General features: G+C 72.0%; 13 protein-coding genes. 8 read left to right on the top strand and 5 right to left on the bottom strand.

Features of this window, described 5'->3' with window-relative positions; genetic code table 11:
* Positions 1-24 precede the first annotated feature (24 nt).
* Genes EDF53_RS07795 through EDF53_RS07815 form a run of 5 tightly spaced genes read right to left on the bottom strand, consistent with a single transcriptional unit; the run spans position 25 to position 4715 of the window.
* Complete coding sequence (locus EDF53_RS07795) at positions 25-861, bottom strand: class II fructose-bisphosphate aldolase (RefSeq protein ID WP_185020983.1); 837 nt, start codon at positions 859-861, stop codon at positions 25-27.
* Positions 858-1817: a 1-phosphofructokinase family hexose kinase gene (locus tag EDF53_RS07800; RefSeq protein WP_123293027.1), complete on the bottom strand. Its 960-nt coding sequence runs from the start codon at positions 1815-1817 to the stop codon at positions 858-860. Before EDF53_RS07800 ends, EDF53_RS07795 begins: the two co-directional genes overlap by 4 nt.
* Positions 1814-2935, bottom strand: a complete 1122-nt coding sequence (nagA, locus tag EDF53_RS07805; protein ID WP_123293028.1) for an N-acetylglucosamine-6-phosphate deacetylase — start codon at positions 2933-2935, stop codon at positions 1814-1816. The genes EDF53_RS07800 and nagA overlap by 4 nt, the downstream gene beginning before the upstream one ends.
* A complete protein-coding gene (locus EDF53_RS07810; RefSeq protein WP_123293029.1) occupies positions 2932-3837 on the bottom strand; it encodes an ROK family protein in 906 nt (301 codons plus the stop codon). The genes nagA and EDF53_RS07810 overlap by 4 nt, the downstream gene beginning before the upstream one ends.
* The gene (locus EDF53_RS07815; RefSeq protein WP_123293030.1) at positions 3837-4715 is read right to left on the bottom strand and encodes an SIS domain-containing protein; all 879 of its coding nucleotides are present in this window, start codon (positions 4713-4715) and stop codon (positions 3837-3839) included. The genes EDF53_RS07810 and EDF53_RS07815 overlap by 1 nt, the downstream gene beginning before the upstream one ends.
* A 132-nt stretch (positions 4716-4847) precedes the next feature.
* Between EDF53_RS07815 and EDF53_RS07820 the strand changes: the two genes are divergently transcribed.
* From EDF53_RS07820 to EDF53_RS07855, 8 genes are all read left to right on the top strand, one after another.
* Positions 4848-5636, top strand: coding sequence for a DeoR/GlpR family DNA-binding transcription regulator (locus EDF53_RS07820; RefSeq protein ID WP_165901013.1), 789 nt, complete (start codon positions 4848-4850; stop codon positions 5634-5636).
* 148 nt (positions 5637-5784) lie between these two features.
* Positions 5785-7035: a Gfo/Idh/MocA family protein gene (locus EDF53_RS07825; protein ID WP_123293031.1), complete on the top strand. Its 1251-nt coding sequence runs from the start codon at positions 5785-5787 to the stop codon at positions 7033-7035.
* Between the two features lie 23 nt (positions 7036-7058).
* Positions 7059-8384: a sugar ABC transporter substrate-binding protein gene (locus EDF53_RS07830; RefSeq protein ID WP_123293032.1), complete on the top strand. Its 1326-nt coding sequence runs from the start codon at positions 7059-7061 to the stop codon at positions 8382-8384.
* An 11-nt stretch (positions 8385-8395) separates the two neighbouring features.
* Positions 8396-9373, top strand: coding sequence for a carbohydrate ABC transporter permease (locus EDF53_RS07835; protein WP_123293033.1), 978 nt, complete (start codon positions 8396-8398; stop codon positions 9371-9373).
* Positions 9370-10230, top strand: coding sequence for a carbohydrate ABC transporter permease (locus EDF53_RS07840; protein ID WP_165901014.1), 861 nt, complete (start codon positions 9370-9372; stop codon positions 10228-10230). The genes EDF53_RS07835 and EDF53_RS07840 overlap by 4 nt, the downstream gene beginning before the upstream one ends.
* Positions 10227-11000 (top strand): hypothetical protein, encoded by a 774-nt coding sequence (locus tag EDF53_RS07845; RefSeq protein WP_123293034.1) that lies wholly within the window; start codon positions 10227-10229, stop codon positions 10998-11000. The genes EDF53_RS07840 and EDF53_RS07845 overlap by 4 nt, the downstream gene beginning before the upstream one ends.
* A gap of 34 nt (positions 11001-11034) precedes the next feature.
* Complete coding sequence (locus EDF53_RS07850; protein WP_111083557.1) at positions 11035-11241, top strand: hypothetical protein; 207 nt, start codon at positions 11035-11037, stop codon at positions 11239-11241.
* A 48-nt stretch (positions 11242-11289) separates the two neighbouring features.
* On the top strand, positions 11290-12975 hold the full coding sequence (locus EDF53_RS07855) for a bifunctional 3'-5' exonuclease/DNA polymerase (RefSeq protein WP_123293035.1): 1686 nt from the start codon (positions 11290-11292) through the stop codon (positions 12973-12975).
* The last annotated feature ends 10 nt before the right edge of the window (positions 12976-12985 follow it).

Consider the following 12985-nt stretch of genomic DNA (forward strand, 5'->3'; position numbering starts at 1 on the left):
TGCGGCTGCTCGGGCCGCCACCGCTCAGCCGTGCAGGAGCGTCAGCAGCCGGGCGGTCTCGGTGGAGATCGCCTCGCGCCCCGCCGACACGTACTTGCGGGGGTCGACCAGGTCGGGCCGCTCGTCGAGCACGGTGCGCAGGGCACGCGTGAACAGGCCGTTCAGGTGCGTCGAGATGTTGATCTTCGTCATGCCGGCCTGCACCGCGCCGCGCAGCTCGTCGTCGGACAGCCCCGACGAACCGTGCAGGACCAGCGGGACCGGCACCGCGGACCGCAGACGTTCCACCAGGTCGCGGTCGACCGAGGCTTCGCGGGTCTGCATCGCGTGCGAGGTCCCGACGGCGACGGCCAGGGCGTCCACCCCGGTGTCGGCCACGAACGCGGCGGCATCGGTGGGGTCGGTGCGGACACCCGGAGCGTGCACGCCGTCCTTGCCGCCCACCTCGCCGAGCTCGGCCTCGATGGCGACGCCGGCGGCGTGACACCGGACCGCGAGGTCACGGGTGGCGGCGACGTTCGCCGCGAAGTCCAGGTGCGAGCCGTCGTACATGACGGAGTCGACGCCCAGGTCGATGCCGGCGGCGACGAGGTCCGGGTCCTCGATGTGGTCGAGGTGGACCAGGACGTCGACGTCGGCGGCCCGGGCGATCGCCTGGGTCGCGGTCGTGATCGGTGCGAGACCGCCGTGGTACCGGACGCAGTTCTCGCTGATCTGCAGGATGACGGGCAGTCCGGCCCGCTCGGCCCCGGTGACGATGGCCTCGGCGTGCTCGAGCAGCACGACGTTGAACGCGCCCACGCCACGGTGTGCCGTGCGGGCGGTGTCGAGCAGGCCCGTCAGGGCGAGGTCGGTGATCATGCTGGGGTCCTCGTTCGGTCGGGGTGGGTCAGGAAGCGGTGGACGTCGGCGGGGTCGACCTCGCCCGCCACCGGGCGCAGGACGGCGGCGGCGCCGTGGGCGGCGGCGGACCGGAGTGCTCGGCGCAGGGTGTCGTCGGCGAAGGGGGCGCCGGTGCCCTGCTGGTGACCCGAGCGGACCAGGGCACCGACCAGACCGGCGGTCGCTGCGTCGCCCGCCCCGGTCGGGTTGCCCGAGACGCCGGGCACCGCTGGGACCTCGAGCACGTGGTCCGTGGTGTGGGCGGCGATGCCGTGCGCACCGCGGGAGACCACGACGACGCCCGCACCGCGTTCCAGCAGCCGGAGGGCGGCGGTGCGTTCGTCCGCGGCGCCCGTGGCCTCGAGCAGCTCTTCGCGGTTGGGCTTGCAGACGATGGCACCGGCGCTCGCCGCCGCCAGCAGTGCGGCACCGGAGCAGTCCACGACGCTCAGGACGCCGTGCTCGTGGGCCGTGGCGACCCAGCGCGCGACGACGTCGGGTGCGGCACCGCCGGGCAGCGAACCGGACACCACGAGGCCGGTGGCGTCGGCGCGGCCGAGCAGTCCGTCGACCGCTGCGGCGACGGCGTCCCACTCGGTGCCGGTGAGCACCGGGCCGGGCTCACCGAACATCGTCGGGTGGGCGACGTCGTCGACCACGGTGACGGTCGTGCGGGTCGTGCCGGACACCACGACGTCGGTGTGGCCGAGGCCGAGGTCGTCGAGCGCGTCCGACACCCAGCGGCCGGGCGTCTCCCCGAGGGGCAGGACGGCGTGCGTCGCGACACCCGTCGCCGCCAGGACCCGACCGACGTTCAGGCCCTTGCCACCCGGGTGCCGTGCGACGTCGAGGACCCGCTGGGTCTCGCCGATGCGCTGTTCGGCGACCCGGTACGTGACGTCGACGGCCGGGTTCGGGGTGACGACGACGATCACGAGACCACCGCCGTCCGCAGGGGGTTCCGCACCGCACCGGTGTCGGGGTCGAGCACGAGGAGATCGGCGGGTGCGCCGACCGTGAGCGGCGCCGGCCGACCGAGCAGCCGAGCCGCACGTGTGGCAGAGGCGGCGACGACCTCGGGCACCGCGACCCCGCTCGTCAGCAGCCCACGGACCGCGTCGGCGACGGTGATCGTGCTGCCCGCCAACGACGACCCGTCGGCGAGCATCGCGACACCGCCGCGGACCGAGACCGCGGACCCGGCGATGGTGTGGTCGCCGTCGGGGCAGCCCGTCGCCGACATCGCATCGGACACGAGCACCAGGCGGCCCGGTGCACTCCGCTGGACGAGCCCGATCGTGGTCGGGTCGAGGTGGTGTCCGTCGACGATGCACTCGAGCAGGACGCGGTCGTCGGTCAGGGCGACCCCGACCGGCCCCGGCGTGCGGTGGTGCAGCGGTGGCATGCCGTTGAACAGGTGCGTGACGAGCGTGGCACCGGCGTCGATCGCGCGGCGGGTCTGCTCGGCGGTGGCGTCGGTGTGCCCGATCGCCACGACGACCCCGGCGGCGACGAACCGCGCCACGGTGTCGAGGGCGCCGGGGAGCTCGGGGGCGAGTGTCACGACCCGCAGCGCGCCGTCGGCGGCCGCCAGGTACGCGTCGACCTCGAGCGGGTCCGGCGCGTGGAGCAGGTCCACCCGGTGGGCTCCGCGGCGGGCCGGGGACAACCACGGCCCTTCGAGGTGCAGGCCCGCCAGCGTGCCGTCCGAGGTGAGCGGTCGCAGGCGCGTGAGGGCTGCGACGGTGTCGTCGGGACGCCCGGTCGCGATCGAGGCGACGAGGGTCGTGGTCCCCCGTGACCGGTGGTGCGCGGCCGCCGCTCGGGCGTCCGCTGCGGAACACGTCGCGAAGTCGTGGCCGAGTGCGCCGTGGGCGTGCAGGTCGACGAAGCCCGGCACGACGGTGCCCTCGACGGTGACCGCGGAGTCCGCGCGCGGCGGTGTGCCGGCACCGACCGCGAGCACGGTGGCGTCGTCGCCGAGGACGAGCCACCCGTCGTGCAGGTCGTGGGCGGCGGTCACGATGCGTGGTGCGCGGACGAGCGTGGTCACAGCAGCACCCCGCTCTCGAGCAGCCGCCGTGCGAGCAGACCTGCGCCGATGGCTCCGGCGGCGTCGCCGTGGGCGGCCGGCAGGATCTCCGGGGCGCGGACCCCGACGAGCCGCTCGGCCACCGCCGTGCGGAGCGGCCCGAACAGCAGCGGGCCGGACTCGGCGAGTCCCCCGCCGACGATGACGGTGTGGCAGCCGGCGACCGCGGTCGTCCAGGCGAGGGCGTCCGCGAGCACGGCGACGCAGTCGTCCCAGACGGCGGTCGCCACGGGGTCGCCGTCGCGCACCCGGAGCATGGCTGCGTGCGCCGATGCCGACCCGGAGCGGCGTGCGACTCCCCCGGCCGATGCGATCTCCTCGACCCGGAGCCCCTCGTGTGGTCCGGACGGGATCAGCACCTGGCCGATCTCCCCCGCCCATCCGCCCCCGGACACGACCTGGCCGTCGACGACCAGCGCGCTGGCCAGGCCGGTGCCGACGGGTACGAACGCGACCGATCCGCGGGACAGCGCCGTGTCACCGGTGTGGGTCTCGGCGAGGGCGCCGGCGCGGACGTCGTGGCCGAAGGCGATCGGGACGTCGACACCGCGTCGGACGAGCTCGGCCCGCACGAGGTCGCGGACCGGCACGTCCCGCCACCCGAGGTTCACCGCGAGGACGACGGTGCCGGCGGCTTCGTCGACGACACCCGGCGTGACGAGCCCGACGGCGTCGAGCCGACCGCGGTCGAGTGCCCGCACTGCCAGGTCGGCGACGGCCACCGCCAGTCGGAGCCCCGACGGATCGTCGCGGGGCGTCGGGACCCGGGTCTCGTCCAGGACGAGTCCGTCGGCGTCGGTCAGCCGGGCCTTGGTGCCCGTGCCGCCGACGTCGACCCCGAGCACCGCGCCTGCGCCCGCCATCAGGTGAGGATGACCGACCGCGTCAGCGAACGGGGGTTGTCCGGGTCCAGCCCACGACCCTCGGCCAGGGCGACGGCGAACCGGTGCACGACGACGAGGCCGGCGATCGGGTCGAGGTCGTGCTGCACGAAGCGCGCACCGGTGGCGGCGACCTCGTCGGCCAGCCCCTGCGGTGCGGCACCGAGCGACCAGACGAGCCGGCCGGGCTGCGCGATGGCGATCGGCCCGTGCCGGTAGTCCATCGCCGGGTAGGACTCGGCCCAGAACTGCGCGGCCTCCCGCGTCTTGAGTGCGGCCTCGAACGTCAGGCCGACGGCGGCACCGCGGCCCACGAAGGAGACCTGCTCGGCGTCGAGCAGGTCGTCGATCGGCAGGGTCAGCGCGATCTCGGCCTGGGCGGCGAGGGCCTCGACGTCGTCGCCGATCGACGCGCGCAGCAGGGCGAGCGCCGTGGTGGCGAACCGCGTCTGCACGACGGAGCGCTCGTCGGCGAAGGGCAGTGCGACCACGTCGTCGGCGACGGCCGCGGCGGGACTGTCCGCGACGGCCGTGATCAGGACGGTGCGCTGCGACGGCAGGGCCTGCAGCAGGTCGACGATCTCGGTCGTGGTGCCCGAGCGGCTGATGGTGAGCACGCGGTCGTACTCGCGCGATGCGGGGTACTCGGAGCCGGCGAAGGCGTCGGTGACCCCGAGGCCGGCCTGCTCACGGGCGACGGCGTAGCTCATCGCGATGAACCAGCTCGTGCCGCAGCCGATCACGGCGACGCGTTCACCGGGTTGGGGGAGCGCATCCGAGAAGGTCGGCAGGAGTGCTGCGGCGGCGCGCCAGGTCTCCGGCTGGGAGGCCAGTTCGGCGCTCACGAAGGTGTCGGTCATGGGAGCCTTCCGGTCCGGTTCGATCCGGGTGATCGATGATCAGGAAGCGTAGCGAGCGATCGTGCGCGATGGAAGACCAAAGCGTCAATTCCGATCACCGAGCAATCGCGATGGCACCGTAGGATGGCCGTCATGACCCCCCAACAGCGGCTGAACGCCCTGCTCGAACTGGTGAGCGAACGCGGCAACGTGTCGATCGCCGAGATCGGCGAGCTGCTGGGGATCTCGGCCGCCACGGCCCGACGCGACCTCACGACGCTCGCCGACCAGCGGCTCGTCACGCGCACGCACGGCGGAGCAGCGGCGCTCGGGGCCGGCTACGAACTGCCCCTGCAGTACAAGATCGCGCGCCAGGCCGAGGCGAAGACCGCCATCGCCCGTGCCGCCGCGCGACTGGTGCAGCCGGGCGAGACCGTCGGGCTGAACGGTGGGACCACCACGACCGAGGTCGCGCGAGAACTCGGCAAGAGCGAGCGGTTCATCCGTGCCGACGGTGAGTTCGGGATCACCATCGTGACGAACGCGCTCAACGTCGGGTACGAGCTGTCCGTCCGCGCCAACGTCAAGATCGTGGTCACCGGCGGGGTGGCGCGGCGGCAGTCGTACGAGCTCGTCGGCCCGCTCGTCCGCGACACCCTCGACGAGTTCGCGCTCGATCTCGTGGTCCTCGGGGTGGACGGGCTCACCGGGCAGTACGGCGCCACGACCATGCACGAGGGCGAGGCCGAGGTCAGCCGGCACTTCGCCTCGGTCGGCCGACGGGTCATCGTGGTCGCCGACTCGACCAAGATCGAGCGGTCGACGTTCGCCAGGATCTGCCCGTTGGACCGCATCGACGTCCTGGTCACCGACCAGCCCGTCCCGCCGGCCTTCGCAGCCGACCTCGCCAGCGCCGGCGTGGAGCTCGTCGTCGCCGACTGAGCCGACGGACGAGCGCCCGGATCCGGGGCGCGACGTTTCGATCGTGTAAAACCCTCCCGTCGTGGACCCATGAGCGATCCGTGAGCGCCTATTGTGCATTCATGATCGATTCGGCATCATGGGCGTCACAATCACGCAAGGGAGCGAGATGAGCATGGGCGTTGACAACGGGATCCTCCGCGTCGCGGTGATCGGGATGGGCCAGCGGTCCGCCATCGCACGGCACGTCGCCGAAGCGGTCGCCGCGGACCCGGCACTGCAGGCGCAGGTCGTCGCCGTGGCGGACATCACCGCAGCGGGCCGCGAGCGCGGGCGGGTCGAGTACCCCCATGCGCTGGTGGTCGAGCACCACCGGGACCTCACCGACCAGGTCGACGCTGCGATCGTGACCACCCCGGACTGGACACACGCCGAGATCGCGATCGACCTGCTCCGCGCGGGCATCGCCGTCTACCTCGAGAAGCCCCTCGCCATCACGGTCGAGGACGCCGACGCGGTCCTCAACACCGCCGCCGAGACGGGTACCTCGCTCTACGTCGGCCACAACTTCCGCCACGCGGCCGTCGTCCGCCTGATGCGCGAGATCGTCGACCGCGGCGAGATCGGCGAGGTCAAGGCCGTCTGGTGCCGCCACTTCGTCGGCAACGGCGGGGACTACTACTTCAAGGACTGGCACGCCGACCGCGCGAACGTCAACTCCCTGCTCCTGCAGAAGGCCAGCCACGACCTGGACGTCATCCACGCACTCGGCGGCGGGGACACCAGTCGCGTCGTGGGCATGGGGTCGCTGTCGGTCTACGGCGACGTCACCGACCGACGGGACCGCAGCGGCGAGCTGATGGGGGACTGGTTCTCCCACGACAACTGGCCTCCGCTCGCCCAGACGGGGCTGAACCCGGTCGTCGACGTCGAGGACGTCTCGATGGTGATGATGACGCTCGACAACGGCGTGCAGGCCAGCTACGAGCAGTGCCACTTCACCCCGGACTACTGGCGGAACTACACGGTCATCGGCACCGAGGGTCGCCTCGAGAACATCGGCGACACCGGCGGTGGCGTCGTGAAGGTCTGGACGCACCGTCGTGGCTGGGACACCGCGGGGGACCGCGAGTACCCGATCGACGGCGTCGAGGACGGTCACGCCGATGCCGATCTGATCACCATGACCGAGTTCCTGCGGTCCGTCGCCCTCGGCGAACCGACGGAGCTGTCCCCGATCGCGGCGCGCGCCGCGGTCGCCGCCGGTGCCCTGGCGACCCGTTCGCTGCGCACCGGTTCCGTCCCCATCGACGTCCCGCCGCTGCCGGCCGAGACGATCGCGCACTTCAGCCGGCCCGCCACACCCTCCACACGACCCGCTCCGCACCCCACCCACCCCGCCCAGACCGTCGGTTCCTGACGGCCGTGCGAAAGGACCTCCCGATGACCGCACACATCCCCGCCCGAGGAACCGGCGTCCGCCGGATCCTCGTCGGCGCCGTCGCCGCCCTCGGCGCGGCCGCACTCCTCGCCGGGTGCTCCACGTCCTCCGGGGCGTCGAGCTCCGGCGGCGACTACACCGCCGCCGCGAAGGACACCAAGGCGAACCTGACGTACGCCGTCTGGGACGAGAACCAGGTCAAGGCGATCAAGGCCAACCTCAAGGGCTTCAACGAGGAGTACCCGGACATCAAGGTCAGCGTCGACGTCACGCCGTTCGCCAACTACTGGACGAAGCTGCAGACCCAGGGCTCGAGCAACACGCTGCCCGACCTGTTCTGGATGAACGGCCCCAACTTCCAGCTGTACGCGGCCAACGGCAAGCTCGCGCCAATCACCGGCGAGGTCAAGGCCGGCGACATCGACCCCGCGAAGTACTCGAGCGCGCTGAACGACCTGTACACGTACGACGACACCCAGTACGGCGTGCCGAAGGACTTCGACACCATCGGCGTCTGGGTCAACAAGGCCCTGTTCGAGAAGGCCGGCATGGACCTGCCGTCGAAGGACTGGACCTGGGACGACTTCCAGAAGACCGGCGCCGAGCTCAGCAAGAAGCTCAAGGCCGACGGCGCGTACGGCGCGGCCGGCGGCATGGACGGCCAGACGACCTACTACGACACGATCTTCCAGGCCGGGGGATCGGTCGTGAACGCGGACGGCACGAAGTCCGAGTACGCCTCGAAGGCCTCGGAAGCGGGTCTGCAGTTCTGGACGGACCTGATCGAATCGGGCGCTTCGCCGTCGATGAAGCAGCTCACCGACACCACCGCCGACCAGTGGTTCACGTCGGGCAAGCTCGCGATGTACCAGGGCGGCAGCTGGTTCCGCTCGGCCCTGACCGGCACCGCGATGGAGAAGGACATCGTCGTGTACCCCCTGCCGAAGGGCAAGGAACAGGCGACCGTCATCCACGGTGTCTCGAACGTCGTGTCCGAGGCGAGCAAGAACAAGGCCGCGGCGCAGGCGCTCCAGGTCTACCTCGCCGGCAAGACCGCCCAGCAGCAGCAGGGCGACATGGGCGCCGTCATCCCGGCCTACGAGGGCACGCAGTCCGCCTTCACGAAGACGATGCCGGACGCCGACCTGCAGGTGTTCCTCGACGCCGTCGACTACGCCAAGCCCCTGCCGGTGTCGAAGAACACCGCCGCGTGGAACACCCTCGAGACCAACCTCCTGCCGAACGCCTTCGACGGTTCGACCCCGGTCGACGACGTCGCGAAGCAGCTCGCGCAGAAGATGGACGCCGCCCTCGCCAAGGAACAGTGAGTCCCGAGCCGATGACGATCAACACCGAGCGGCCGCAGGCCGCCTCCACCCCCGCCCGGACGACGCGTTCGTCCGGGTGGGGCGCCCCCGGCCCGACGGCCGGCGGCAAGCGCGCACCCCGACGGACCGACGGCTGGTGGCCGTGGCTGTTCGTCCTGCCGCTGCTCATCGGCGTCGGCACGTTCTACATCTGGCCGATCATCCAGACGTTCTGGTACTCGTTCACCAGCTGGGGCGTGTTCGGCGGTGCGACGTTCAGCGGCGTCGCGAACTACGTGCGGCTCGCCGGTGACCCGCAGCTGTACCAGTCGCTGCTCAACACGGTCGTCTACACGGTCATCGTGCTGGCCGGCATCCCGATCGCGGTGTGGCTCGCCAGCCTGCTGAACACCCCGGGCCTGCGGTTCGCGCAGTTCTACCGTGTGCTCTTCTTCCTGCCCTACGTCGCCATGCCGGCCGCGATCGCCCTCGTCTGGCGCATCATGTTCAACGGCGACTACGGCATCGTGAACTGGTTCATCGGACTGTTCGGCATCGACGGTCCGTACTGGATCTCGACGCCAGGGTTCGCGCTCGTCGCGGTGAGCTTCGTCGGCCTGTGGTCGTCCCTCGGGTTCTCGATGATCATCCTCGGCGCGGGCCTCAAGGACATCCCACCTGAGCTGTACGAGGCCGCCGAGCTCGACGGCGCGAGCCGCTGGCGGCAGTTCCGCTCCGTCACGGTCCCGCTGCTCAGCCCGAGCATCTTCTTCGTGGTCATCGTCACGACAATCTCGAGCTTCCAGCTGTTCGACCTGCTCTACGCCATCCTCGGCAGCACCAACCCGGTGATCCCGAAGACGATGTCGCTCGTCTTCTACTTCTACAGCGCCGGGTTCATCGACAACGACAAGGGCTTCGCGGCCGCGATCGCCATGGTGATCTTCCTGCTCATCGGCATCGTCACGCTCGTGCAGTTCCGTGTCCAACGGAAGTGGGTGCAGGCATGACCGCAACCGTCACACCGCCACGGGCAGCACGTCGGCCCGGTCGTCGCGGCGGCAGCCACTGGTGGATCCACGTCGTCCTCGGCGTCGGCGGCTTCGCGATGGCGTTCCCGTTCGTGTGGCAGATCATCATGTCGCTGTCCACGAACGCCCAGGTGCAGTCCGTCACCCCGACGTTCTGGCCGGGGGAGCTGCAGTGGCAGAACTACGCGCAGGTGTTCGAGCGTCTGCCGTTCCTCAGCCAGCTCGGCACGTCCGTGTACGTCACGATCATCCGCACCCTCGCGCAGATCGTGCTCTGCACGCTCGCCGGCTACGCCTTCGCCCGCATGCGGTTCCGCGGCCGGGCGATCCTGCTCGCGATCGTGCTGTCGATCCTGCTCGTGCCGTCGCAGGTCTACCTGATCTCGCAGTACCAGATCGTGCAGGGGCTCGGATGGCTCGACACCCTGATGGGGATCGTCGCGCCGGGCCTGTTCAGCGCGTTCGGCACCTTCCTGATGCGGACGGCGTTCCTGAACATGCCGCCCGAGCTCGAAGAGGCTGCGCGCATGGACGGCGCGAACCCGTTCCAGACGTTCTGGCGGATCATGCTGCCGCTCGCCCGTCCCTCGATCAGCGTGCTCGCGATCACGACGGTGCTGTGGTCGTGGAACGAGCTGCTCTGGCCGCTCGTCGTCTCGACCCGTGCCGAGGACATGCCCCTCGCTGCAGGACTCGCGACGCTGTCGAGCGACCGGACGATCGACTACCCGGTGCTCATGGCCGCGAGCCTGATGGCCATGGCCCCGGTGCTCATCATGTTCATCGTCCTGCAGCGGCGGGTGATGGACGGGCTCGCCTCGTCCGGTCTGAAGTGACCGTCGACACCCCCGGCCAGGAGGCCCGTCCCGCGTCCGTCGCGGTCCTCGCCGCCGCCGTGGGGTCGCCGGACGACTCCGCCACGGTGGCGGCCGCACTGGCCGCCACCGTGGCCGACGCGGAGCCCGCGCAGCGGGACGCCCTGCTGGTCGCCGCGCTCCGCGCGGCCGTGCCCGGCAACGCCGCGGGGCTCGAAGCGCGGGGACTCCCGCGCAGCCTGGCGGAGGCGTCCGTCGCCGACGTCGGCCGGAAACTCGACCGGTACGGTCTGCGTGGCACGGGGGTGGACTGGCTCGTCGCGGTGGCGACCGGTCGCGTGGTGGCCGTGGGGCGCCTCCAGTACGAACTCGGCGACCACCTGCCGGACGGCCAGCCGGCCTGGGGCGTCCACGTCCCGGAGACCGGGCCGCTCGATCCGGACGCCTGCGACCGGTCGTTCTCCCGCGCGCCGGAGGTCCTGCGCGCCCTCGCGCCGGCGCTCGTCGCCGATCGGTGGCAGTGCCGCTCGTGGATCCTCGATCCCGGTCTGGCCACGGTGCTCGATCCCGACGCGAACCTGGTGCGCTTCGCGCGACGGTTCCGGCTCGCGCCGCCCGGCCCGCACGATGCCGCCGAGGGTGACGAGAGCGTGGCGAAGTTCGTGTTCGGCGTGCCGCTGGCCACCGCGCGGGCCTCGAACGCGTCCGGTCGCCTGCCCCGTGCGGTGCTCGACCGGTGGGCGGCGGGCGCGCACTGGACCGAACGGACCGGCACCGCACCCGTCGTCTGATCGCGCGCAGCAGTCAGCGCGTACCGTGCAGCGCATGACGAAGCCCGACCACGACCACCTCGACGACGGCGTGGACATGACGTTCGAGGAACGACGCCAGGACACCTTCCGGCGCATGTCCGGGTCCGACGCGCACGACGCCGACCCCCGGGTCGAGGTGTCCCGCGCCGAGGACGGCGACGTCCGCATCGACGTGGCCGACACCGCAGCCGTGCGCCCCGGCGGTCCGAAGCGCGCCTGAACCGTCACCCCGTCAGCCGGTGACGGTGGGGCACGGCATGATCGTTCCGTGCACCTCGTCCTCCGCCGCGTCGACGGCGGCGTCCTCGCGACGCCCCTGACCGACTCGGGGACCGCTGACGGTGAGCCGATGCGCGTGGAGGAGTCGGGCCTCCCGGCCTTCGTCGCGGCGCACGACGCACCGAGCGTGCGCTGGGTGTGGGACGACACCGCACGGTGGTACCCGGCCGTGCTCACTGCCGGCGGACGCGTGGGGCGCTGCGTCGACCTGCGGTTGTGCCGACGGATCCTGCGCGCAGCGCTGGCCGCGCGCGGTTCCGCACTCGCTGCAGCGCCGTCGGATGCGCTCGACGCTCCGGTGGCGGAGGCCCGGGTCGTCCGGCCGACGCAGGCCCAGCTCTTCGACGACGCGCTGTTCACCGCGTCGGTGCCGGACGACGACGTCGACCCGGTCGCCGAGTTCCGGGCCCAGCTCGCGGCGGTCGCGGGGTCGACGTCGCCCGGTGCCCTCCGCCTGCTGACGACGGCGGAGTCCGCCGGAGCTCTCGTCGCGGCGGAGATGCTGCACGCGGGGCTGCCGTGGCGTGCCGACGTGCACGAACGCTTGCTCGAGGAGACGCTCGGACCGCGCGTCCCGTACGGCGTGCGGCCGCGCCGGCTCGAGGAGATCGCCACCGTCGTCCGCGAGCGCCTCGACGACCCGACGCTCAACCCGGACTCACCGGCCGACGTCCTGCGGTCGTTGCGCCGTGCGGGGCTCATGGTGACGAGCACCCGCAAGTGGGAGCTGCAGGAGATCGAGCACCCCGTCATCGAACCGCTGCTCGAGTACAAGCGACTCGCGCGGCTCCTGACGGCGAACGGCTGGACGTGGCTCGACGAGTGGGTGCGCGACGGCCGGTTCCACCCGAAGTACGTGGTCGGCGGCGTCGTGACCGGGCGCTGGGCGGCCGACGGCGGGGGAGCGATGCAGCTGCCGAAGGGCATCCGCGGGGCGGTCATCGCCGACCCGGGCTGGAAGCTCGTCGTGGCCGACGCTGCGCAGCTGGAGCCGCGCGTGCTCGCCGCGATGGCCGGTGACCGAGCGATGGCCGCCGCGGGCGACGGACGCGACCTGTACGACGGCGTCGTGGCCTCGGGCGCAGTCGAGACCCGGCAGCAGGCGAAGGTGGCCATGCTGGGCGCGATGTACGGCGCCACCCAGGGCGAGGGTGGTCGGCTCGTCCCACGACTGGTGCGGGCGTTCCCGCGCGCGCTCGACCTGGTCGAACGCGCCGCACGCGCGGGGGAACGGGGCGAAGCCGTCACGACGTTGCTCGGTCGGACGTCGCCCGTTCCGGAGTCGTCGTGGTTCGAGGCCAGGAACCAGGCCTACACGGTCGAGGGGACCCCGGCGATGCAGCGTGCCGTCGAGTCCCGGGCGCGGAGCTGGGGGCGGTTCACCCGGAACTTCGTGGTGCAGGGGACCGCGGCCGAGTGGGCGCTCGCGTGGATGGGGTCGTTGCGCTCCCGGCTCACCGCGCGGTTCCCCGGGGCCGTGACGGACGGCCCGCACCTGGTGTTCTTCGTGCACGACGAGATCGTGGTGCACGCGCCGGAGGAGCACGCCGAGTGGGTGGCGACGCAGATCCGTGAAGCCGCGGTCGACGCCGGTCGGCTGTTGTTCCAGGACTTCCCGGTGACGTTCCCGCTGTCGGTCGCGGTGGTGGGGGCGTACTCCGAGGCGAAGGACTGACCGGTACCTG

This window comes from Curtobacterium sp. PhB78 (assembly GCF_003751685.1).
Taxonomy (GTDB): Bacteria; Actinomycetota; Actinomycetes; order Actinomycetales; family Microbacteriaceae; genus Curtobacterium.